The 23,098-nt window shown below is 70.4% G+C and carries 19 protein-coding genes; 3 read left to right on the top strand and 16 right to left on the bottom strand.

What is annotated here, in order from left to right; translation table 11 throughout:
* Positions 1-46: 46 nt before the first annotated feature.
* The 3 genes from ACQHIV_RS05600 to ACQHIV_RS05590 are packed head-to-tail and all read right to left on the bottom strand — an operon-like array spanning position 47 to position 4,016.
* On the bottom strand, positions 47-1,423 hold the full coding sequence (locus ACQHIV_RS05600) for an amidohydrolase family protein (RefSeq protein ID WP_427892338.1): 1,377 nt from the start codon (positions 1,421-1,423) through the stop codon (positions 47-49).
* Positions 1,423-2,586 carry an amidohydrolase family protein gene (locus ACQHIV_RS05595; RefSeq protein ID WP_427892336.1) on the bottom strand — a complete coding sequence of 388 codons (1,164 nt, stop codon included), beginning with the start codon at positions 2,584-2,586 and terminating at the stop codon, positions 1,423-1,425. Before ACQHIV_RS05595 ends, ACQHIV_RS05600 begins: the two co-directional genes overlap by 1 nt.
* Before the next feature lie 2 nt (positions 2,587-2,588).
* Positions 2,589-4,016 (bottom strand): MFS transporter, encoded by a 1,428-nt coding sequence (locus ACQHIV_RS05590; protein WP_427892334.1) that lies wholly within the window; start codon positions 4,014-4,016, stop codon positions 2,589-2,591.
* Positions 4,017-4,116: 100 nt separating this feature from the next.
* On the opposite strand from ACQHIV_RS05590, the gene ACQHIV_RS05585 reads away from it, so the two are divergent.
* Positions 4,117-4,977, top strand: coding sequence for a MurR/RpiR family transcriptional regulator (locus ACQHIV_RS05585; protein WP_427892332.1), 861 nt, complete (start codon positions 4,117-4,119; stop codon positions 4,975-4,977).
* 3 nt (positions 4,978-4,980) lie between these two features.
* Here the strand turns inward: ACQHIV_RS05585 and ACQHIV_RS05580 are convergent, their stop codons facing one another.
* The 8 genes from ACQHIV_RS05580 to ACQHIV_RS05545 form a co-directional block, all read right to left on the bottom strand.
* Entirely contained in the window at positions 4,981-5,865 is an 885-nt protein-coding gene (locus tag ACQHIV_RS05580) for an ABC transporter substrate-binding protein (protein WP_427892330.1), read from the bottom strand.
* Positions 5,862-7,283, bottom strand: coding sequence for a M24 family metallopeptidase (locus ACQHIV_RS05575; protein ID WP_427892328.1), 1,422 nt, complete (start codon positions 7,281-7,283; stop codon positions 5,862-5,864). The genes ACQHIV_RS05580 and ACQHIV_RS05575 overlap by 4 nt, the downstream gene beginning before the upstream one ends.
* Before the next feature lie 15 nt (positions 7,284-7,298).
* Entirely contained in the window at positions 7,299-8,720 is a 1,422-nt protein-coding gene (locus ACQHIV_RS05570; RefSeq protein ID WP_427892327.1) for an MFS transporter, read from the bottom strand.
* Between the two features lie 111 nt (positions 8,721-8,831).
* The gene (locus ACQHIV_RS05565) at positions 8,832-9,554 is read right to left on the bottom strand and encodes an aspartate/glutamate racemase family protein (RefSeq protein WP_427892325.1); all 723 of its coding nucleotides are present in this window, start codon (positions 9,552-9,554) and stop codon (positions 8,832-8,834) included.
* Positions 9,542-10,930, bottom strand: coding sequence for an NAD-dependent malic enzyme (locus ACQHIV_RS05560; RefSeq protein ID WP_427892323.1), 1,389 nt, complete (start codon positions 10,928-10,930; stop codon positions 9,542-9,544). Before ACQHIV_RS05560 ends, ACQHIV_RS05565 begins: the two co-directional genes overlap by 13 nt.
* 67 nt (positions 10,931-10,997) lie before the next feature.
* Entirely contained in the window at positions 10,998-11,990 is a 993-nt protein-coding gene (locus ACQHIV_RS05555; RefSeq protein ID WP_427892321.1) for an ornithine cyclodeaminase family protein, read from the bottom strand.
* On the bottom strand, positions 11,987-12,871 hold the full coding sequence (locus ACQHIV_RS05550) for an ABC transporter substrate-binding protein (protein ID WP_427892319.1): 885 nt from the start codon (positions 12,869-12,871) through the stop codon (positions 11,987-11,989). Before ACQHIV_RS05550 ends, ACQHIV_RS05555 begins: the two co-directional genes overlap by 4 nt.
* A complete protein-coding gene (locus tag ACQHIV_RS05545; RefSeq protein WP_427892317.1) occupies positions 12,871-14,310 on the bottom strand; it encodes an MFS transporter in 1,440 nt (479 codons plus the stop codon). Before ACQHIV_RS05545 ends, ACQHIV_RS05550 begins: the two co-directional genes overlap by 1 nt.
* Before the next feature lie 104 nt (positions 14,311-14,414).
* Between ACQHIV_RS05545 and ACQHIV_RS05540 the strand changes: the two genes are divergently transcribed.
* Positions 14,415-15,074 carry a FadR/GntR family transcriptional regulator gene (locus ACQHIV_RS05540; RefSeq protein WP_427892315.1) on the top strand — a complete coding sequence of 220 codons (660 nt, stop codon included), beginning with the start codon at positions 14,415-14,417 and terminating at the stop codon, positions 15,072-15,074.
* On the opposite strand, the gene ACQHIV_RS05535 is transcribed toward ACQHIV_RS05540, so the two are convergent.
* The 3 genes from ACQHIV_RS05535 to ACQHIV_RS05525 are packed head-to-tail and all read right to left on the bottom strand — an operon-like array spanning position 15,054 to position 16,944.
* A complete protein-coding gene (locus ACQHIV_RS05535) occupies positions 15,054-15,416 on the bottom strand; it encodes a putative quinol monooxygenase (RefSeq protein ID WP_427892313.1) in 363 nt (120 codons plus the stop codon). The two genes, ACQHIV_RS05540 and ACQHIV_RS05535, sit on opposite strands and share 21 nt — an antisense overlap.
* Positions 15,413-16,168: an MBL fold metallo-hydrolase gene (locus ACQHIV_RS05530; RefSeq protein WP_427892311.1), complete on the bottom strand. Its 756-nt coding sequence runs from the start codon at positions 16,166-16,168 to the stop codon at positions 15,413-15,415. The genes ACQHIV_RS05535 and ACQHIV_RS05530 overlap by 4 nt, the downstream gene beginning before the upstream one ends.
* A complete protein-coding gene (locus ACQHIV_RS05525) occupies positions 16,165-16,944 on the bottom strand; it encodes an alpha/beta fold hydrolase (RefSeq protein ID WP_427892309.1) in 780 nt (259 codons plus the stop codon). The genes ACQHIV_RS05530 and ACQHIV_RS05525 overlap by 4 nt, the downstream gene beginning before the upstream one ends.
* 80 nt (positions 16,945-17,024) lie before the next feature.
* On the opposite strand from ACQHIV_RS05525, the gene ACQHIV_RS05520 reads away from it, so the two are divergent.
* Entirely contained in the window at positions 17,025-17,447 is a 423-nt protein-coding gene (locus ACQHIV_RS05520) for a MarR family winged helix-turn-helix transcriptional regulator (RefSeq protein ID WP_427892307.1), read from the top strand.
* Here ACQHIV_RS05520 and ACQHIV_RS05515 read toward each other — a convergent pair whose 3' ends face one another.
* Together ACQHIV_RS05515 and ACQHIV_RS05510 are read right to left on the bottom strand one after the other, a co-directional pair.
* Positions 17,448-19,502, bottom strand: coding sequence for a transglycosylase domain-containing protein (locus ACQHIV_RS05515; RefSeq protein ID WP_427892305.1), 2,055 nt, complete (start codon positions 19,500-19,502; stop codon positions 17,448-17,450). It lies immediately after the preceding gene.
* A gap of 88 nt (positions 19,503-19,590) precedes the next feature.
* Complete coding sequence (locus ACQHIV_RS05510; RefSeq protein ID WP_427892303.1) at positions 19,591-22,971, bottom strand: beta-N-acetylglucosaminidase domain-containing protein; 3,381 nt, start codon at positions 22,969-22,971, stop codon at positions 19,591-19,593.
* Between the last annotated feature and the right edge of the window lie 127 nt (positions 22,972-23,098).

The following is a 23,098-nucleotide window of genomic DNA, read 5'->3' as shown; positions in this document are numbered from 1 at the left end:
GCTGAACAAGCTATTGCCTGTCGCCCGACCCCACCGGGTGTTCAAATCACCCGCCGACGACGGTGCCGTTCGCGATGACGAGGTGGGGCTTCTCGAGTACGGCGGGGGTGTCGAGGGGGCTGCTGTCGACGAGGATCAGGTCGGCGGCGTAGCCGCGGGCGAGGCGGCCGACCGTGTTCTGCAGGCCGAGCAGGCGGGCGGCACCGGTGGTGGCGGCGCGGATCGCGTCGAGGGCGCTCATCCCGGCCTCGTGCAGGAGCCGGACCTCGCCGCCGATCGGGTCCACCGCGAGACCGAACGAGTCCGTCCCCGCGACCACGTTGACGCCGAGCTCGGCGGCCCGGCGTACGGCGGCCTGCAGGACCGGGAAGAACTGCTCGCCGCGCTGCTTCAGGATCGGGTTCGGCGAGTCCTTCAGCCCGTTGATCGCGGACATCGTCGGCGTGAAGTACGTGTTCTGCCGGGCCATCCGGAGCAGCGTCTGCTCGCCGACGAACACGCCGTGCTCGAGCGTCCTGATCCCGGCCCGGACCGCGTCGTCGATCGCCTTCTCGCTGTAGCTGTGGCACATCACGCCGACGCCGCGGTTGCCGGCCTCGGTGACGATCGCGCGGATCTGCTCGTAGTCGTACACCTGGACGAGCGGGTCCTGGTCGGGGATCCCGGCGCGCGGGTTCACCCGGGTCTTCACCCAGTCGACGCCGCGGTCGAGGTTGACCGACGTCATGTACCGCAGCTCCTGCGGGGTACGTACGCCGCCGGCCAGCGGGGCGAGCGCCGGGTCGCCGATGATCGTCGTACCGAGGTCCGGGGTGATGAAGGTCCCGGTCGCGCGCATCCGCGGTACGACGCCCGGCGCCCACGGGCCGAGCGCCCGGAGACCGATGTCCTGGTAGAAGTCCGACGTACCACTGCGCACCGTCGTCGCGCCGAGGACCAGCGCGGCATGCGCGTCGGCGACCGCGTTCTCGTGCACATGCACGTCGACCAGCCCCGGCAGGATCCACCGGCCACCCGCGTCGATCACCTGCCCCTGCACCGCGGCAGCCGCCGCCCGGGTCTGCGAACGGTTGCCGGAGGCCACTACCTTCCCACGGTCCAGTACGACGACCGCGTCCTCGACCACCTGCCCCGTGAGCGGGTCGAGCAAGGTGCCGCCCTCGACGACCACCGCACCCGGTACCGGCGGGCGCCCGAGCCCGGCGCGTCCAGCCGCAGGCGAGCCCACGCCCGACGACCCACCCGAGGCGGCCCGGGCCGCTCCTGTTCCGCCCGTGGAGGCACCGCCGCCTGCGGCCATCGCCTCGGCGGGGAGGCCGGCGGCCGCCAGGCCGGCGCCGATCACGGCCATCGCGCCGCCGATGACGCCCCGGCGGGTGACGGTGGTGGGGAGGGGGTCGAGCTCGTCGTGGTCACGGCACATCAGGCAGTCTCCTTGTCCAGCGTGTTCTTGACGATCCGGCCGGCCCGCATGATCAGGCGCAGCCGGCGTTCCGGTTCGGTCAGTACGGCGATGTCCTCGAGCGGGTTGCCGTCGACGACGAGCAGGTCGGCGCACGCGCCGTCGCGGATCTCCCCCACCTCGCCCACCAGCCCCGCGATCTCCGCGCCGACGACCGTCGCGGACCGCAGGATGTCGGCCGGCTTCTGTACCTCGGCGCGCAACGTGAACTCGTCCAGCTGATGAGCGTGCAACGCCCCGTGCAGATCGGTCCCGTACCCGATCGCCACTCCCGCCCGATCGGCCAGCTCCAGCGCCTCCAGCCCGCGCTCGAGAATGGTGTCGAGCTTTCCCTTGCCCTCAGGAGTCAGATGCTCCGCTCCACTCCGCCGAAGCGCGTCGAAGGTCGCCAACGTCGGCACCAGGAAGGCACCGTGCTCGAGGAACAGCTCGACACTCTCCGCGTCGATCAGGTTCCCGTGCTCGATCGTCCGCACGCCGTACCGGATCGCCCGGTTCACCGACGCGGCCGAGTACGCGTGCCCGGCGACATACCCGTGCCCGAACCCCGCCTCCTCGACCGCGGCGCGGATCTCCTCCTCGGAGTACGCCAGCGCGTCCAGCGCCATCGAAGACACCACGCCTCCGCTCAACGTGAGCTTGATGTGCTGCGCCCCCTGCGCCAGCTGCTCCCGGATCGCCCGCCGCAGCTCGACCGGCCCGTCGCAGATCCGGGTCAGTACGTGCCCGCCCGTCGGCGCCAGGATCGGCCCGCCGTACAGCAGCCGCGGTCCCTCGATCAGCCCTTCCCGAAGCGCCCGCGCCAACCCGGCCTCGGCGCCACCAAGATCCCGGACGGTGGTAAACCCACGATGCAGCATGTCGTTCAGAGTCTGTGCGGACCGCAGCGCCGCGTACGACGCCGGCCACGACTTCAGCTCCACGAAGCTCTCACTGCCCTGCGTGACGTGGACGTGCGAGTCGATCAGCCCAGGCATCAGCACCCGCCCGTGCAGGTCGATCACCTGCCCATCACGCCGTCCGCCGGACTCGATCCGGCCGTTGCGGACGGCAACTTCCTGGTCCTCGACCAGCAATCCTTGCCGGACGTCGAGGACGGTCGCGTTGACGAACACCGTGTCCATGATCAGTTCGCCACTTCCGCGACACCGACCGAGTTGTGCGCGACCGCGTAATCGGGGTCGAGGTCCTCCAGCTGCCGGCCGCGGGTCGACAACCCGAGTGTGAGGATCGCCAGCGCACCGAGCAGCAGCGCGGCCGCGATCATCGAGAACACCCCGAGGAACCCGATCGAGGTGAACAGCACGCCGATCAGGATCGGGGCGCTGATCCCGCCGAGCCGCCCGACCGCGGATGCCGTCCCCATGCCGGTCGCCCGGATCGCCGTCGGGTACACCTCCGGCGTGTACGCGTACAACCCGGCGTACGTCCCGTTCATGAAGAACGACAGCAGGATGCCGTACACGAGCAACTGCCCGTTGCTCCCGGCGTTGGCCATCAGCAACGCCGACACCGAGCCGGCCGTCAGGTAGAACGCGATCGTCCACTTCCGGTCCAGCCGCTCGTTCAGGTAGGCGCCGGTGTAGTACCCGGGGATCTGCGCGACCGTGATCAGCAAGGCGTAGCTGAGGCTCTTCGAGATCGTCAGGTCGCGTTCGACGAGCAGCGTCGGGATCCAGGTGAAGAACCCGTAGAACGCGAACGTGATCGAGATCCACAACAACCACAAGACAGCGGTACGCCGGGCCAGCCCGTCGCGCCACATGAGGATCAACCCCGCGCCGGGCTTCGTCGCCCGCGGCACGGATAATGTCGTCTGCGGCGCCTGCGCGGGCACCGGCGGGACGACCTTGCCGGATGCCCGTACGGCGTCTTCCAGCGCGTCGACGACCGCGCCCGCCTCGGCGTACCGGCCCTGCTGGATCAGCCAGCGCGGCGACTCCGGCAGACCGCGGCGCCACCAGAGCAGCATCAGCACCGGCAGCGCGGTCAGTACCTGCGCGACCCGCCAGCCGTTGCCGAACGCCGGTACGAACAACCGGCCGAGCAGCGCGGACACGACGTACCCGGCGGAGAAGAACCCGGCGACCGCGCCGACCAGCAGGCCGCGGGACCGGGCCGGGATGAACTCGGCGATGAAGGCCGGGATGATCGCGGCCTCCGCACCGACGCCGACGCCCGCGACGATCCGGGCGCCGAAGAACAGCTCCCAGGACGGCGCGAACGCCGCGATCAGCGTGGCGAAGCAGTACAGCGCGAGCGCGTACATCATCACCTTGCGGCGGCCGATCGCGTCGCCGACGATGCCGGCGCTCAGCGCGCCGACCAGGATGCCGATCAGCAGCGAGCTGCCGACCAGCCCGATCTGCCACGGGGCGAGGTGCCACAGGGGTTTGACGGCCGGCAGCAGGTACGAGACCAGTGAGCCGTCCATCCCGTCGAACGCGATCCCAAGGCCGCCGATCAGCAGCAGCATCAGGTGCGGACGGGACAGCGGCAGGCGTTCCAGGCGGTCCAGCAGGGTCCGGCCGGACGCAGGGATGTCGACGGTCATCGGAGCCTCCTTCAGCGGGTGGATGCCCAGGACAGTAGATGCATGAATTCATGCATGCAATAGCTGGTGCAATATTTCGTGCATCCGGCACAATGGGGTGATGACTGACCAGGTCCATACGGTGGGCGAGTGGCTGGACGCCCGGTCCCCCGGTACGCGGCTGGGCCCGAAGGCCGAGCGGGTCCGGCGCGTGGTGTCCACCCAGCCCAGCTTCGCGTCGTACGCGACGGCCGCCGAGGTGGCCGAGCGGGCGGAGGTGAACGGCGCGACCGTGGTCCGGTTCGCGCAGTCGCTCGGGTTCGCCGGCTGGCCGCAGTTCCAGGCCGAGTTCCGTTCGGTGTACGTCGTCCGCCGGTACGACGTCGACGCCGGCGCCCCCACGACGGGGCACGCCGGCGTCCTGGCGACCGCGTTCGCGCGGGACGCGGAGAACCTGCAGTCCTGTCTGCACTCGTTCGACTTCACCGCCGGCGCCGCGGTGGTGGAGGCGATCCACGCGGCGCCCCGGACGTTGGTCGTCGCGACCGGGACGCACGCGCTGCCCGCGCAGGGGCTCGCGATGATGGCGGCCAGTCGCGGGTACGACATCGCGCTGGAGGACCGCGGCGGCGCGCACCTGGCGAACGCACTCGCCCGGCTGACCAGCGACGACTGCGTGGTCGCGTTCAGCTTCTGGCAGCACTACAAGCAGACCGTCGCGGCCCTTCGGTTCGCGCAGCAGGTCGGCGCGACCACGTGCGCGGTCACCGACACCCGGCACTCCCCCGCCGCCGATCACGCCGACCACGTGCTGATCATCCCCGCCGAGGGCATCTCGAACTTCCGCTCGATGACCGTCGCCACCAGCCTCGCGTACGGGCTGGCCGCGGCCTTGATCGCGATCGAGCCGCAGCGCAGCCGGACCGCGATCTCGCACGTCGACAGCCTGTGGCAGGACATGGACTTCTTCGTGCCCGACTGAGAATCAGTCCACGGTCGCGATGATGTCGTCGTACTTGACATGGTCGACGGTCAGACCCGCGGTGTGCAGGATGCCGGTCCAGCGTTCGAGGGCGGCGCGGTCCACCCGGGCGGAGTTCCAGACGCCGTGCTTGATCAGCAACTCGGTGGCGGCCAGCAGTGTCGACGGGTCGGCGTCGGGCCACTCCGCGGCGAAGAGCCCGGTCAGGTCGGTGACCGTGCCGTCGCGGAGTTGCCGCATGGCCTGGTCGATCGACTTCACGAACGGGACGAGCGCGGGCGTGAGCTCGTCGAGGCGTTCGCGGAGTACGTAGTACACGCTGTTCGGCATCCGGCCGCCGCGCTCGGCGTGCAGGTACGCGAGGTGGCCGAGGCCGGCGCGCTGCAGTTCCAGCGCGGTGACGAGGTCGGTGAGGAACGCGTCGCCGAGGCCGCCGACGTACAGGTCGTACAGCATCGGCATCGACAGGTCGTGGGCGAACCGGGTCTGCCACGGGTCGAGGCCGGCCTCGCGCATCAACCCGCGGGTGAACTCGGCCGGTGCCGTGCCGCCCTGGCCGGGGACCAGGATCGTGCGGTCGCGCAGCCAGGACAGCTCGAAGCCGTCGACCCGCTCCCGGGTCACGATGCACATCGGGAACCGGTCGTTGAGCTGCGCGATCGCGACGAAGTCCTTGCCGCGGCCCGAGTACATCGCCGGCACCCACACCCCGCCGAGCGCGACGTCGGCCGTGCCGTCGGCGAGGGCGTGCATGATGCCGTCCCACGGGTCGTGCAGGGTGTACGGCACCGAGAGCCCGTTCGCGGTGAAGATCCCGTTGCCACGCGCAACGTATTCCGGGAGGTAGTTGAGCCCGTGCGCCATCGAGCTGAGCTTGAGCGTGGTCATGCGGAGGTCTCCGTTCGGTAGGGCTCGACCGAGGTCCGGCGGGTCAGGTTCTCGTAGCCGTCCTCGGTCACGACGTACAGGTCGCCGAGGTTCGAGCCGGCCACCAGCGGGTCGACCCACTGCGCGTGCAGGACGAACACCATGCCCGGCTCCATCCGGTCGGTGTTGTGCGAGGTGACGTTGTACTGCGGGAGTTTCGGCATCCCGATCGCGTGCCCGAGGTTCGGGTTGTGCGGCCCGGGTGCTGCCGGCCAGACGTGCATCAGGCGCCGGCCCTGGGCCTCCCAGTCCGCGTCCTCGACGTACTGGCGTTTCACCTGGCGCGGTGAGCCGTCCGGCATCGCCTCCCAGTTGAACGGCATCGTCCGGGTCTCCTTGGACTTCAGGTACCCGCGTTCGACGTACGCCTCGAACGCGGCGTCGTGCAGTTCGCTGAACTTCACGCCCGGCCGGATCAGCGCCTCGGCCCGCCGTACGGCGTCGACCGTCATCTCGAGGACCTCGTCCTGCTGCGCGGTCGCCGTACCGACGACCAGCATCCGCGCGGCCTGTGCGCAGTACCCGAGGTAGGTGACGTTCGAGATGTACAGGTTGAGCAGGTCGCCCTCGGTGAGGACGTGCCCGTACGGCTTCCCGCAGAGCGTGCCGTACCGGTTCGCGCCGATCTGGTACCCGTCGCCGGTCTCACCGCCGCGCGCCATTTGCGCGTACGAGAACGCCGCGTACGCTTCGTAGTCCGTGACACCGGGCCGTACGACGTGGCACAACGCCTCCCAGCCGATCCCGATCAGCTCGCCCGCGGAGCGGATGATGTCGATCTCGGCCGCCGACCGGACCCGCTGCATCCGCAGGATCATCTCGGTCGCGTTCGTGAACGCCGTCCGCGGCAGCTCCTCGCGCAGTCCGGCGAAGAACGTCGCGGCGGTGTCGTCGCCGATCAGCCCGAGCGATCCGCCCGCCAGCCCGAGCCGCCGCAGGACGCCGACGCAGCCGTCGATCGTCTTCCGCAGCGGGGATCCCGGGCGGTTCACGCTTTCGCGGCCGAACGGCGAGATCTGCCAGATGTCGCCGACCAGCACCGGCTCACCGCCCGGCGGCACGACCGCGGACTCGGTCCAGAACGACAGCAGTTCGGGTTCGAGATCCGCATCCGTCGGAAGGATCAGCACCCCTTCCCGCATCCAGTCGCACAGGTACCGCAGGAACGGGTTCGACGTGTGGTACCAGCCGACCAGGCTGGCGTGCACGAGCAGCGCGTCGAGGCCCGCGACCGTCGCCTCCCGGCGGAGCCGCTCGATCCGGTCGGCGTACTCCGCCTCGCCGATCTGTGCGGCCGGCTCGAAGTCGAAGCTCGGTTCGAAGTCGCGCAGCAGCGACTCCATCCGCCGGTAGTCGACCGGGGTGCTGTATTCCCTCACAGGACGTTTCCTCTCTCAGATCTGGCTCTGGTTGATCTGCTCGAGCGACAGCCGGTACGTCTCCGGCGCGAACCGGGCGGCGATCGCGAGCACGACGTACATCAGCGCGAGCATCAGGAACACGCCGCTCATCCCCCAGGCGGCGAAGACCGGGACCGCGATCAGCGGCATCACGGCACCGGACACGTTGCCGATCCCGTTGACGATCGAGCAGCCGAGCGCCCGCACCTCGGTCGGGTAGACCTCCGGCGACCAGGCGGCGAGCGTGGTGTTCAGCAGCAGCGCGAAGAACTGGAACGTGCCGCCGAGCAGCAGGATCAGCGTCGTACCGTGGGCGAAGGTGGCGAACGCGACCGCCGCTCCGCAGCCGAGGACCGCCGCGCTGACGACCGTCGTCCGGCGGCCGACGTTCCGCGCGACCAGGGCCGCGGCGCAGGCACCGAGCAGGCTGCCGAGGTTCATCACCATCGTGAACGCCAGGCTCGAGCTGATGCTGTAGCCCTGGGCAACGAGGATCGTCGGCATCAGCACCAGCAGCGTGATCTGCGCACCGAACGACATCCACGACGCGACCCCGATGGCCGCCGTACGTCGCAGCGAGCCGACCGACACGAGTGTCCGCAACGGCACCGTCTGGCCGACGACATCCGGGATGTCCTGCTCGGTCAGGTACTGCGTGACCGGCGCGCTACCCTTGCGGCCGAGCCGGCCGGACGCGAGCGTCGTGAGCGCCTCGTTCGCCTCGTGCAGCCGGCCCTTGGAGAGCAGGAACCGCGGAGACTCGGGCATGTACCGCCGGATGAAGACGATCAGCAGCGCGGGTACGGCGAGCAGCACGTACAGCCACCGCCAGCTCGCCGAGGTCCCGCCGAGCGAGTCGTTCAGCGGGCCGAGCACGATCAGGAAGAGGCCGAAGGCAACGAAGTTCCCGACGCCGCCGGAGCCGATGTTCAGCGAGGCGGCGACGGTGCCGCGGTACTTCGTCGCGACCATCTCGGTGACCAGCGCGAGCCCGACCGTGAACTCGCCGCCGAGGCCGATCCCGACGATGAACCGGGACACCTCGAGGAAGGTCTGGTTCGGCGCGATCGCGCTCAGGATGCCGCCGAGCGTGTACAGCAACAGGTTGAACGAGAGCGCGTACCGGCGGCCCTTGCGGTCCGCGAGGTAGCCGGTGCCGAGCCGGCCGACCAGTCCGCCGATGATCATCACGGTGTTCAGGAACGCGAGATCCGCGGTCCCCATCCCGAAGGAGGCCTTCAGCCCTTCGGTGATGGCGCCGGTGGTGTCCTGTTCGAGCGCGTCGAAGAACATCCCGGCCAGGACCAGGCCGGCCACCACCCAGTGCGCGCGGGTCCAGCCGATCCGGTCCATCACCTCCGAGAGGCGACTGTTCGCTTGCGGCGTTTCGGTGCTGCGTACATCCGAGGGGTTCATGGCCGACCTCCTACTGACAAGGGATTCTGCTGTCGAGCCGGGATCTCGGTGCGGTTTAGTATGATTACCAGTCGTCTGACGTTTCAAGCGATTCTGAAAAGTCAGTTCTTGTTACGTCCCCAGCGGCCAGCCGGTGAGGATTTTCGGCCGCGGCGCGGCATAGGTGCGGACCTTGCTGGTCGACAGTCCGAGCCGGACCAATGACTCCGCCAGCTGCACGGCCGCCGCTACCCCATCCACCACCGGCACTCCGGTGGCCGCGGCGACTTTGCGGTCCAGGCCGGCCATTCCCCCGCAGCCCAGGCAGATCACCTCGGCCCGGTCCTCCGTCACCGCCTTGACCGACTGCTCGACGATCGCCTCGACCGCGCGCTCCGGATCGGCTTCGAGCTCCAGTACGGCGAGCCCGCTGGCCCGCACCGACGCACACCGCGCCGACAGCCCCGCCAGCAGCAGCCGGTCCTCGATCTGCGGTACGGCGCGGTCGAGCGTCGTCACCACCGAGTAGCTCCGCCCGACCAGCATCGCGACCTGCGCGGCCGCCTCGGTGATGTCGACGACCGGTACGTCGAGGAGCTCCTGCAGCCCCTCCCGCCCGTGCTCGCCGTACCCGGCCTGGATCACGGCGTCGTACTTGGCGTCGTACCGTACGACCGCGTCCATCACCGCGACCGCGGCCAGGTAGCTCTCGAAGTTGCCTTCCACCGACTCGGGTCCGACGTCCGGGGTGAGGCCGATGATCTCGGTGCCCTCGGACGCGTACGCCGCCGCCGACGCGCGGATCGTCTCGGTCATCGCCCGGGTCGTGTTGACGTTCGCGATCAGGATGCGCATTCGGCCACCTTCCGGACGGCCGCGGCGACCGCTGGTGCGACGGCAGGGTCGAACACGCTCGGGACGATGTACGTCGCGTTCAGCTCCTCGGCCGCGACCGAGTGCGCGATCGCGTCCGCGGCGGCCAGCATCACGGCGTCGGTGATCTCGTGCGCACCGGCGTCGAGCATGCCGCGGAAGAACCCGGGGAACGCGAGCACGTTGTTGATCTGGTTCGGGTAGTCCGAGCGCCCGGTCGCGACCACGGCGGCGTGCTCGCCGGCCGCGGCCGGGTCCACCTCCGGGTCCGGGTTCGCGAGCGCGAACACGATCGCGCCGCCGGCCATCGTGGCGATGTCGTCGCCGGTCAGCAGGCCCGGACCGGAGACGCCGATGAAGATGTCCGCCCCGGGCAGGACCTCGGTCAGCGTGCCGGTCTCGCCGCGCGGGTTGGTGTTCGCCGCGATCCAGCCGCGGTACTCGTCCAGCCCGGTCTGCCCCGCGTGCACCGCGCCGGTCCGCCCGCAGGCGACGATCTCGCCGGCACCCTGGGCGGCGAGCAGCCGGATGATCGCATGCCCGGCCGCGCCGACCCCGGACACCACGATCCGGACGTCCTCGATCCGCTTGCCGACCACCCGCAGCGCGTTCGTCAGCGCCGCCAGTACGACGATCGCCGTACCGTGCTGGTCGTCGTGGAACACCGGGATGTCGAGCAGGTCCCGCAGCCGCTTCTCGATCTCGAAGCAGCGCGGCGCCGCGATGTCCTCCAGGTTCACGCCGCCGTACACGGGAGCGATCGCGCGGACGATCTCCACGATCGCGTCGGTGTCCTGGGTGTCCAGGCAGACCGGCCAGGCGTCCACGCCGGCGAACTGCTGGAACAGCGCGGCCTTGCCCTCCATCACCGGCAGCGCCGCCGCCGGGCCGATGTTGCCGAGCCCGAGGACCGCCGAGCCGTCGGTGACGACCGCGACCGTGTTCCGCTTGATCGTCAGCCGGCGCGCGTCGGCCGGGTTCTCCGCGATCGCCTGACAGACCCGGGCGACACCCGGGGTGTACGCGCGGGACAGGTCGTCGCGGTGCTTCAGCGGCACCTTCGGCACCACCGTCAGCTTGCCGCCGAGATGCAGCAGGAACGTCCGGTCGCTGACCTTCCGGACGACGACGCCCTCGACCGCGCCGAGCGCCTTCTCCAGGGCGGCCGCGTGGTTCACGTCGACCGCGTCGCAGGTCACGTCGACGACGATCCGGTCCGCGCGGGACTCGACCACGTCGAGCGCGGTCAGTGCGCCGCCGGCCGCGCCGATCGCGGTGGTCAGCGCGGTGGTGATGTGCGGTGCGGCGGGCGCCTCGACCCGTGCGGTGATCGAGTATCCGGGGCTCGGTGTGGGCATGTCGCTCCTTGTCGAAGTTCGGGGTGTGGCCCGCCGTCTCGATCCCGGCGAGCGGCGGGCCACACGTCTAGTTGAGTCGCAGCTCGACGCCGAGCCCGGTCCGGCGGGCCGCGTCCACGGCGAGCCGCGCGGCCGCCATGTCCTGCAGCCCGAGGCCGACCGAGTCGAACAGCGTGATCTCCTCGTCGGTACGGCGTCCTGGCCGGACGCCGGCGACCACGTCACCGAGCTCGGTCGCGAAGTGCTCCGCGGTGATCCGGCCCTCGGCCAGCGGTACCAGGACGTCGCCGGACTCCCGCCGTACGACGTCGTAGCTGTCGACGACGACCGTGCTCCGGGCGATGCCGTCGCTGTCGATCTCCCGGTAATCCGGCCGCGGCGGCGCCCCGACCGCGTTCACGTGCAACCCCGGCGCGAACCACTCCCCGCGCACGATCGGCTCCCGCGAAGGCGTCAACGTACACACCACGTCCACCGCCCGCACGACCTCTTCGGGGCCCTCGGCAACAACCACCTCACAACCACGGTCCCGGGCATGCGCAGCAAACCCCTCGACCCGAGCCTTCGTCCTGCTCCACACCACAACCCGCCCGATATCGAGAACACAGGCAAGCGCCTCCAGATGAGCCCGCGCCTGCGCCCCCGCACCCACGAACCCGACCGTCCGCGCCCCACCCCGCGCCAGGTACTTGGTAGCAACCGCAGAAGCAGCCGCAGTACGGAACAAGGTGAGGGCAGGCCCGTCCAGAATCGCCTCGCAGGTACCCGTCTCCGGGTCCACCAGCAGGATCGTCGACTGCTGCACCGGCAAGTCCCGCGCCAGGTTGGCCGGGGTGTCGGTGAGCAGCTTGATACCCGCCGCCCGCGACCCGATCGCCGCCGTCATCGGCACGAGCAACGTCGTACAGCCGGGAACCTCGACGGTGGACCGCTCAGCCTGCACCGCGGCGCCGGTGGACAGTGCGGCGTGCGCGTTCTCCACCGCCTCGATGACGGCCGGCATCTCGAGCGTCTTCGCGATCTCCGCGCGGCTGAGCGCCAGGATCGGCCGCGCACTCATGACACTCCTCGGACCAGGTCGCCGTACGCCGGCACCTCGTCGAGCAGCCCGTCCTCGACCAGGATCCGCATCCATTCGGCGTACCCCTCCTCGCTGATCCGCAGGTCGTCCCAGATCCCGCTCGCGCGCAGATCGTCGACGATCGAGACGAGGACGCCGGTGTCCAGCGACGGCCACTCCCGCGCCAGCAGGTCGGTCAGCTCGGCCGCCTCGTGCGCCTTCAGCCAGTCGTACGCGTTCTGCAGCGCGCGGTAGAACCGCGGCACGAGCTGGTCCTCCCGGGCGAGTACGTCGTCGGTCGTGTAGTACACGCTGTTCGGCATCAGGCCGCCGGCCCGATCGTGGCGGACGGCAACGAACGCCTCCTTGCGGTGCTCCATGAACGACGCGTTCACCAGGTCCGTGACCAACGCGTCGCCCATCCCTCCGAGGAACAACTCGGTAAGCATCGACCCGGACAGGTCGCGGACCCAGCGCACCTTCGACATGTCGACACCGGCCGCGCGCATCAGCCCGGCGGTGTGCACGAACGGCGCCGTGCCGCCGGCGCCCGGGGCGAGCACGATCTTGCCCTCGAGGTCGTTCCAGTCGAAGTCCGCGACCGGCTCGCGGGTCACCAGCGCCTTCGGGTTGCGCGCGTTCAGCTGCGCGAAGGCCCGGTACTCGCGGCCCCGGCCGTGGTACATCGCGGGCACCCACAGGCCGCCCAGTACGACGTCCGCGGTGCCGCCTTCGAGGTCCCGCAGTACCTGCGTCCAGTCGTCCGGCGCGGACCGGGAGAACTCCAGGCCCTCGGCCTGGTAGTACCCGAGCTCGCGGGCGACGTACTCCGGCAGGTAGTTCGGCCAGTGCGAGGTGGCGGTGACGTGCAAGCGATCCATTATGAGACTCCCTGAGTCGTGTCGGAGTTGATGTCCTCGAGCGAGCGGCCGTGCGTCTCCGGCGCGAACCGGCTCGTGATCGCCATCACGCAGTACATGGCGGCGATCAGGACGAACACCGCGACCACGCCTGCGCGGTCGAGCAGCAGCCCGGCGCCGATCGGGACGAACGCCCCGGCGACATTGCCCTGGACCGCCACCATCGCGGTGCCGAACGCGCGGACCCGGGTCGGATACAGCTCCGGAGCCCACGCGAAGATCGTGCTGTTCAGCAGCAGCACGAAGAACTGGAAGAGTGCGCCGAGGATCAGCACCAACGCCGGCGACTTGGCCAGGAACCCGAAGGCGAGCGCGGCCGCGCAGGCCGCGACGGCACCGCCGGTGATCACCGCGCGGCGCGGCAGCCGCAACGCCGCCCAGGTCGCCGCGGCGGCACCGAACAGGCTGCCGAGGTTCATCACCATCGTGAACGCGAGGCTCTTGGTGATCGTGTAGCCCTGCTCGACCAGGATCGTCGGCATCAGCACGAGGACGGTCACCTGCGCGCCGAAGGTCATCCACGAGATCACCGCGAGGGCCGCCGTACGCCGCAGCAGCACGCCGCGGAACACCTCGGACAGCCGTACCTTCTCGACCTTCGGCGCCGCTCCGGTGTGCTGGATGTACGGCGTGACCGGTCCGCCGCGGTCCTTCAGGCGGCCGTTGGCCAGTCGGGTCAGTACGCCGTTCGCATCGTCGATCCGGCCGCGGGAGGCCAGGTACCGCGGCGTCTCCGGGAGGAACCGCCGGTACACGAGCACCAGCAGCGCGGGCAGCACCAGCAGGCCGAACATCCAGCGCCAGCTGTTGTCCGGGCCGCCGAAGAAGTTGCCGAGCGGACCCAGGACGACGGCCGCGAAGCCGAACGAGACGACGTTGCCGAAGCCGCCGGCGCCGACGTTCAGCGAGGCGACCACCGCGCCGCGGTACTTCGTCGACACCAGTTCGCTGAGCATCGTCATACCGGCCGCGATCTCACCGCCGAGGCCGACGCCGACGATAAACCGGCCGATCGCGAGGACGGCGTACCCCGGGGCGAGCGCGCAGACCAGCGCGCCGAGGCAGTAGATCGCGAGGTTGAACGCGAGCGCGAACCGGCGGCCCTTGTGGTCACCGAGCGCGCCGGTGACCACCTTGCCGATGATCATCGCGCCGATCGTCACGGTCTGCAGGAAGGCGAGTTCCGGGGTGGAGATGTTCCACACCGACTTCAGCGCCGGGCCGACGGCGCCGAGCGAGTTCTCCTCCATCACGTCGAAGAACGCGCCCAGCAGGACCATCAGCAGGATCAGGCGGTGCGCACGGTTGAACGGGATCGCGTCCAGGACGCGACCTACGACGGACACGGCGTCCGCGGCGGGCGCGGAGGTGAGCTGGTTCGGTGATTCAGTCGAGTGCATCGGACCGACCTCCTCTGGAGGATATTCGTCGGAGCCGAGCCGGGATCTCGGGGTTGCTTGGTGATAGGATTACCAGTCATCTGATGTTTGAGGAAGAGGCTGCGATGAAAAAGGTCGAGCGGGTCTCTCTGGTCGAGTCCGTCGGGACCCAGCTCCGCGAGGAGATCACCGAGGGTCGCTGGGCGGTCGGCGAACGCATCCCGTCGGAGACCGAACTGGTCGGTCAGCTCGGCGTCAGCCGGGCGTCGGTCCGCGAGGCGGTGCGCGGGCTGGTGCACGCCGGTCTGCTCGCCACCCGGCAGGGCGACGGCACCTACGTCACCGCCCGGGACGCCACCGACGTCGCGATCCGGCGCCGGCTCGGCGCGGCCGAACACGGCGACGTCGTCGAGGTCCGCCGCGGCCTGGACATCGTGGCGGCCGGGCTGGCCGCGTCCCGTCGTACCAAGGCCGACATCAGCGCACTGAACAGGGCGCTCGCCGCCCGGGCCGCCGCAGGCGAGGCGGGTGACGAGGCCGCGTTCGTCACCAACGACGTCGAGTTCCACCTGTGCGTGGCGCGCGCCTCGCACAACCCGGTCCTGATCGAGCTCTACACGAGCTTCGCCCGAGCCCTCACCGAGAGCGTGCGGGACGACCAGTGCCTGCAGGTGTTCTCGTCCGGCGGAGACACCTGGCACGAAGCACTCGCCGCCGCCATCGAAGCCGGCGACACCACCACCGCAGCCGCCGCCTCCCTGTCCCTACTGGAGAGCACCACCTGATCCGGCGGCCAGCTCGACTACCTGCACCAGGGCGCCGGCGCCGGACGTGCTGTGGGCGGCGAGCTCGGTGAAGAAGTGCGCCACGTGATCGGTCGTGAGGTGATCGCGGAACGCCTGTGTGTCGGCGTAGATCTCGTACAGGTAGAACGTGCCCGGCTCGGGGATGCTGCGGTACGAGCGGAATTCCCGGCAGCCGGCCTCCGCTCGGACCGCTTCGGTCAGCGTGGTGATCGCGGCGGCCAACGCGTCCTCGTGACCAGGGATCGCGCGGACGATCGCCACCATCGGGCGCTCACCGGCCGGCAGGTCGTCCGCGACGTCGGGCAGGAACGTGCGGCTCATCGGATGCTCACCGGGACGCCCGGGAGGGCCAGTCGTACGTCGACCTGTGGGGCGAGGCGCCTGACCGCGTCGGCGTAGTGGCGCGGGTCCTGGTCCGCCTTGGTGATCATCTGGTCGCCGAGCCGGCCGCTGTGGAATGCGTAGTGCTGGGCGACCGCGACCGTCGGCGCGAGAACCGCGGTCAGCTCGGCCGCCTGCTCGGCGTCCATCACGACCTGCTCGAGGTTGAGCGGCCGGATGCACAGGCCGTTCGTCGGCAGGATCGCCAGGTCGATCGGGCCGAACCGCTCGGGAATCGTGTCCAGTTCGGGCACCCGCAGCGAGTCGCCGCCGAAGTACACGGTCCGTCCGCCGCCCTGGATCACGAACGTGATCTCGTGCACGCCGTGCTTCCCGGGCGCCGCGGTCACCCGCACGTCGCCGACCTCGGCCGCCTCCCACGCCTCGATCGCGCGCACGTCCCGGAACCCCTTGTCCCGCGCGATCGCCGCCACCGTCCCCGGTCCCACCAGCGCTACGTCGAGGTCGAAGCCGCCGTCGACGAGCGCGTCGAGGTCGCAGTGGTCGTAGTGCTCGTGGCTGACCACGACCGCGTCGATCCGGCCGAGGTCCGCGACCGTGGCCGCGACCCGCTCCCCCTGGTAGTAGGTGGAGGTCTGGGTGAACCACGGATCGGTGAGGATCCGGCGGTCACCGATCTCGATCAACTGGCAGGCGTGCCCGATCCGGGTCACCGTCAGGGTCGTCATCATGCCCCCAGCCCGAGCAGCGCGCCGAGCAGTTCCTCGGGCGTCTCCAACTGCGGCAGGTGACCGGTCCGCGGCAGCAGCGTGTACGTCGCGAGCGGGATCGCCGCGGCGAACGCCCTGCCGTACTCCGGCCCGGCGATCCGGTCACTCTCGCCCCACACCACATGCACCGGAATGTCGATGCCGCCGAGCCGTCCGGCCAGCGTCGGGTCGGACATCGTCGGCCCGGTGTACCCGATCAGCGCCTGCACGTCCGGGCTCGGCCCGGTCCCGCCCGCGCCGGCCGGCACCGGCGCCTTGCTCGGGTCGTGCCAGGAGAACTTCTGGATCTCGGTCGCGGAGAACCCGCTCACGTCGGTCAGCGGCTGACCCTCGACCTCGATGCCGATCCCGTCCACGATCACCGCTCCGCTGACCCGCGGGCTGTGCCGCAGCGCGATCTCCGCCGCCAGCCAGCCGCCGAACGAGTTCCCGACCACGGTCACGTCGGCAAGGTCGAGCTCCTCGAGCATCGCGACGTACGCCGCGGCGAGGTCCCGGACGGTGGTCAGGTCCGCGTTGCGCGGCGTACCGCCGAAGCCGGGGTGCGTCGGCAGCAGCACCTGGGAGTGCGTGCGCTCGGCGAGCAGGTCGGCGAAGCCGGCCATCGTCAGGACGCCGCCGCCACCGTGCAGCAGCAGGAACGGCCGGGTGCGGTCGCGGTCCTGGACGGTGATGCCGGCCGCGGTGGTCAGAGTACGGACAGGCCGGAGGCTGCCGGCCGGAATCGGTGCGCTCATCATGACTCCCTCACAAGGTTGCTTATATCAGGAACCTTAGATCAGTATCCTGATATAAGCAACCTGATACAGTGGGTGGCATGAAACACCAGCCCGCGGACGTCGCCCTGGCCGTCAAACGCCTGCAGTACCGTCACCACCGCGCCCTCAGCCGCGCGCTCGCCCCACTCGGCCTGTCACTCGTGCAGTGGGACACCCTTCGCCACCTGCACCGCAACCCGGACGCGTCCCTGCACGACCTGGCCGTCCTCACCTTCCAGACCGACCAGTCGTTCGGCTCGCTGGCCACCCGGATGGCCGACCGCGACCTGATCGAACGCGTCCCCGGCCCCGGCCGCGCCGTCAAACACCGCCTCACCGCCAAGGGCGAAGAGCTCCGCGCCGAGGGTCAGGAAGCGGTCAACGCGGTCCTCAAGACCTCGCTCGACAGCCTCACCCCGGCCCAACTGGACCAACTGGGCACGCTCCTCGACGCCGCTCTGGGCCCGGATCCGACCGCCTAGTTACGGCCCGAGGCTGCCGAGCACGCGGGACGGCGGCGCGGTGAAGTGGTCGTGGGGCAGGCCTTCCAGCGCGCCCTGCATGGCCGCTTCCCAGAGCGGACCGGCGGTACCGGAGCCGGTCGGGTCGTGGATGGTCTGGTTGTTGAGGGTCTGGCCCATGAGGTTCTGGTACGGCGGGGTCGCGTCGGCGACGACCGCGGCGGCGGCCAGGTTCGGGGTGTAGCCGGAGAACCAGACGGCCAGGTTCTGGTTGATGGTGCCGGTCTTGCCGGCCAGGTCCCAGCTGCCGAACTTCAGGTTGCCGCCGGTGCCGCCGGGCTGCATGACCGCGCTCAGGACCCGGTTCACGCCGTCGGCCACCCACGGTTCGAGGACCTGCTTGCAGGACTCGCTCGGCGTCGACAGGTACTTGCCGTACTGGTCCTTGATCGAGGTGATCAGCAACGGCTGGCAGTACACCCCGCGGTCAGCGAAGGTCGCGTACGCGTTCGAGAGCATCAGCGGGGTGACGTACCCGACGCCGAGCGTCATCGAGACGACCTGCTCCAGTGGTTGCAACGTCTGCGCGTTGTACATGCCGAGCTTGCCGGCGATCGTCGCGATCGGGCACAGCCCGGTCTTCCGGGACAGTTGCAGGAAGTACGTGTTCACGGAGTACCGGGCGGCGTCGACCATTGTGAACGTGCCGCTCTTGGTCGAGTTCACCGGCTGGTAGTTCTGGTCCCGGGTCCAGCCTTCGCAGGTCCGGTACGGGACCATGCTCAGGTCGATCTGCTTCGGCGAGTCGATCTGGTAGTCGATCGGGATGCCCTGCTGGATCGCCGCCGCGATCGTGAACGCCTTCATCGTCGAGCCGTTCTGGAACCCGCCGTACCCGCCCGCGTACGACTTCTCGACGTTGTAGTTGTACGCCGTCTCGTTGCGGCCCTCGCCGTACGGCTTGCTCTGCACCATCGCCTTCACCAGCCCGGTGCCGGGCTGGACGACGGTGATCGCGGCGATCGTGGTGTCGGTCGGCTTGCTGTTCTCGTCGATCGACTTCTGCGCGGCGGCCTGGATCCGCGGGTCGAGCGAGGTCCGGATCGTCAGCCCGCCGGTCTTCAGGTACTGGTCCCGGGCCTGCTCGGTGGGGCCGAGCGCCGGGTTGCCGAGGAGCTTCGAGACGACGTACTCACAGTAGAACGGGTACGCCGAGTTGCCGCAGCCGTTCGGCACCAGGTTCAGCTGGGACAGGTCGATCACCGGCGACCGGAGCGCGCTGTTGGCCGCGGCGACCGAGATCGTCCCGAGCTGGAGCATCCGCTGGATCACGGTCGCGCGCCGATCGGTCGCGGCCGCGGGGTGCAGTACCGGGTCGTACCCGCTCGGGTTCTTCACGATCCCGGCGAGCATCGCGGCCTGCGGCAGGTCGAGGTCCGCGGCGTTCACCCCGAAGTAGTGCTGGGCGGCCGCCTGGACGCCGTACGCGCCGTCGCCGAAGTTCGCGAGGTTCAGGTAGCCGTCGAGGATCTGGTCCTTCGACTGCTGCTGCTCGACCGCGATCGCGTACCGCAGCTCGAGCAGCTTGCGCTGGTACGTCGGGGCCGTCGCGGCGCGCTGCTCCGCCGGGGTCCGGGCATCCTCGAGCAGCGTGAGCTTCACGTACTGCTGGGTGATGCTCGAGCCGCCCTCCTGGGTGCCCTCGGCGCGGTTGCGGATCAGTGCGCGCAGCGTGCCCTGCAGGTCGATCGCGCCGTGCTGGTAGAACCGCGAGTCCTCGGTCGCGACGATCGCCTGCCGCATCACCGGCGCGATCTTGTCCAGCGCGACCGGGACCCGGTTCTCCTGGTACAGGTTCGCGATCAGGCTGCCGTCCGCGGCCAGGATCCGCGTGCCGACGTCGGCGGGGCGGCTGCTCAACGGCTTCGGCAGAGTGGCCAGCGAATCCACCACCGCCTCGGTGCCGATCCCGGCAAAGCCGGCGATCGGCACCGCCAGACCGGCCGCGAGTGCACCGGCGAGCGCGCTGACGCCCAGAAAACGCGTCAGCTGCCGGACCCCTTGCCCCGTGCCCACTGTTCCACCGTAGATCGCCGGGCCACCGCACACACGCGCCTCTCAGCGTCCTCTCATGTCGAGTGGCCGGCCGGCCGGCCGTCAGCTGTCAGACGGCCGGGTAGACCTCCAGTTCGTAGAGCGAGTAGCCGTACTGCGTGGCGCGGTGGACGCCCTGGAGACGGACGTAGCGGCCGGTGGTGTCGAGCCAGAGGGTGTCGGCACCACCGTCACCGTTCGTGACCTCGGTCGCGGTGGTCCAGGTGGTCCCGTCGTCCGACACCTGGATCCGGTACGCCGAGCCGTACGCCGTCTCCCAGCGCAGCACGACCTTGCCGAGGCGGGTCGGCGTACCGAGGTCGACCTGCAGCCAGGAGGCGTCGTCGTACCCGGAGGCCCAGCGGGTGGCGGTGTTGCCGTCGACGGCCAGGTCGGCGGTGAACGACGTACCGGGTTCGATGCCGGACGCAACGACCGGGCGGTGCAGCGCGACGTTCGTGGTCGCGGTGCGCGGCCGGACCGCCACTCGTAGGACCGCGTCGAAGGCGGTCTGTCCGACGGTGAGCTTGATCGGGACGTCCACGTCGGCGAGGGGTGCGTCGGCGGGTGGGGTGAGCTTGACCGGGACGGACTGGGTGAAGCCGCGCTTGACGGTCACGGTGGCGGCGGCATCGACCGTCCAGCCCGCCGGGGCGGTGACGGCGAGGGCGCCGGTGACGTCGGTGCCACGTTCGGCCGCGACGTCGACGGTGAAGGTCGACGTCTCGCCGCGGATCACGTCGGCGCGGTTCTCGTCGACGTGCAGCGCGGCCAGCGGGGTGTCCGACCACAGCGGCACGACCTCGGCGACGGCCGGCGTACCGCCCGTCCAGACCAGCCGTACGGCCTCCACCTTCAGATCGGCCACCGGGAGCTCGGCGTACGCCGACGACACCAAGCCGACGCGCTGCCACACTCCCCCGGCCTGGACCTCGACGTCCGCCGACCCGACGGTCCGCTGGAGAACCGTGAGACCGGCCAGCTCCCGCGGCGCCGACAGTCCGATGGTCAACGACTCGCCGGCGGTGGGTGCGGTCGCCGGCACGTACGCGGTGTCGAGGTCGCCGTCCACGGCCTGCCGCAACGACGAGCCCGCGGCCGGGGCCGGTGTACCGGTCGCGGTCAGCGTGGTGGTCCGCCCGCCGATCGTCTCGACCGTGAACTCACGGACGACCAGCCAGTAGTCGCTCGCACTCAGCGAGCGGTACCGGACGTAGCGCGCGGTCGTGCCCGCCGGGGCGGTGGCGCGGACCTCGGCCGTGGTCGCGCGGGTCAGCTCGGTCCAGCGGGTGCCGTCGGGCGAGTACTCCAGGACGCCCGAGTGGATGTAGTCGTTCGGGCTGGACGCCTTCCCCATCAGGAGGGTGATCGATCCGATCGTCGACAGTTGACCGAGGTCGACGCGGACCTCGGAGCCGGTGCTCGGCGCGCCGTTGCTCCAGTAGAAGGTGTTCGGGTCGCCGTCGACCATCCGCGCCGGCACGTTGTCCTGGTACGTGCCGAGGTTGGTGGTCGCCGTACGCCCAGGCTGCACGCCGAGCCAGCGGTCCTGGACGCGGGCGGCCTCGGCGATCAGCGCGTCGACGACACCCTCGCCGATCCGCGGGTACGTACCGCTGTGCGGGAGCCGGCTGTCGCGGATCGCCTTCGCCTGGGTGACGAGCGCGTTCATCTGCTGCCGCGCGGTCCAGGCGCCCGCTCCGTCGCCTGCGTCCAAGGCAGCCAGCAGGTCGAGGGCGCGGTTCATGGCCTGGCCCCAGAGTTCCGTTGCCTTCAGCCAGGACTCCGCCTGGTCGGCGAACGCCGGGTCCACCACCTTCGCCCGGATCGTGGCCGGGGCGGCGGCGATCGCGTTCACCTTCGGCCGCAGTACGGCGATCGCGTCGGAACGCCGGCCCGACCGCCACAGCTGCCAGAACTGGTCGACCGCCGCGGCGAACACCGGCGCACTCTCCGGGTGCAGCGTGCCGTCGTACGTGTTGAGGTCGGCGAAGACCTCGAGCGCGGCGCTCGCGCCCGGGTCGCCGCCGGCGCGTTCGGCGAGGGCCCGGCGCCAGGACGCCTGCGGGTCGTACTTCGCCGGATTCCACCCGAGCTCGGCGAACGAGTACAGCGCGACCTTGCTGACCGCTGCCTGGTTCATCGGGTTCGAGATGACACCGGCGACGCTGTCCGCGATGGCCGGCTCGCGGCCCGTGTACGGCGCGAGCAGCAGACGGCCGGCCGCATAGTCGTTGACCGGGTAGTTGTCCCAGATCAGGATGTCGTGGCCGAACACCGCCTTCGCCTGCGCGGCCTGCGCCGCGGTGATCGTGCGCGGCACCACCCCGATCCCGGTCCAATGCACGACCACGTGACTGTCGAGCTGCTCCCGCAGAGCCTTCTTGTACGGCGTCTCGCTGACGTTGTAGTACTCCGTCGGCACCATGTGCAGCGGCGCGACGTCCGGCTTGGACGCCACCCACTCGCGCTGTACCCGGTTCAGCAGATCGCTCTGCGCCCGGCCGGCGGCGCCACCGCCCGTCCCGTACTTCGCCTTGTCCGCGTCGCAGTGCCAGGAGTTGTAGTCGATGTCGTCGAGCGGCACGTTGAACGAGCGCGCGCCGACGTCGTACAGGGCCTGGAACTTCGCGATCAGCGCCTGGAAGTCGGCCTCGGAGGTGTAGCAGATCGACAGACCGGGCGACAGCGCGAAGGTGAAGTCGACCTTGTTCTGCCGGGCGCGGGCGACCAGCGAGGCGAGCTGGGCCAGCTTGTCGGCCGGGTAGGGGTCGCGCCACTGCTCGCGGTGGTACGGGTCGTCCTTCGGGGCGTACTCGTAGGTGTTCATCCGGTGCTCGCCGAGGTAGCTGAGCTCGTCGAGGCGGTCCGCCTGCGACCACGGCGTACCGTAGAAGCCCTCGATCGCGCCGCGGTAGCGCATCGTCGGCCAGTCCCGGATCGCGACGCCGGGGAGCCAGTCGCGGCCGTCGTGGTCCTGGATCAGCTGGGCGAAGGACTGGGCCGCGTAGAAGGTGCCGTCGGCATCGACGCCGTCGAGGACCACCTGGGCGCGGTCGTCGCCGTCGCGGCCAGCTGCGAGCACGTACCCCTCAGCGGGGAGGGCGGTGCTGTCCGTGACGTGCAGGGAGTCCAGGACGGGCGCGGAGCGGCCTAGCCAGATCGTGGTCGGCGTACCGGGGTCGGTGCCGTCGGTCGTCCGGATCGTCTTCACGCCGGCGCGGTCGAGGGCCTGCCGTACGACGCGCTCGGCGTCGGCGTCGGTGCGTGCGGTCCGGACGAGCCCGACCACCGGCGTGATCGGGAAGCCGTCGGCGCGGGTCACGAGCTGCTGCGGCGCGGGTGAGACTGCGGCGGTGAGCGTCGGTGGAGTCGCGCCGGCGGGAGGCGGCACGACCGCGAACGGGGCGGCCAGGGCGAGCACGCAGACAGCAGACCGGAGCAGGCGCATCGAGTCTCCTCGGGCAGGCGGGTGCCGACAGTTAGCCATTGCGCAGAACTGCTCGTCAAGGGGTGACGGCAGGCAGCTTCAGGCAGTCGGGATCGCGGCGCGGCGCGCCGGTTCGACTGGACAGAAC

The sequence above is a fragment of the Kribbella polygonati genome (assembly GCF_050320105.1).
In the GTDB taxonomy this organism is placed as follows: Bacteria; Actinomycetota; Actinomycetes; order Propionibacteriales; family Kribbellaceae; genus Kribbella.
This window is presented reverse-complemented; position numbering and strand designations above follow the sequence as displayed.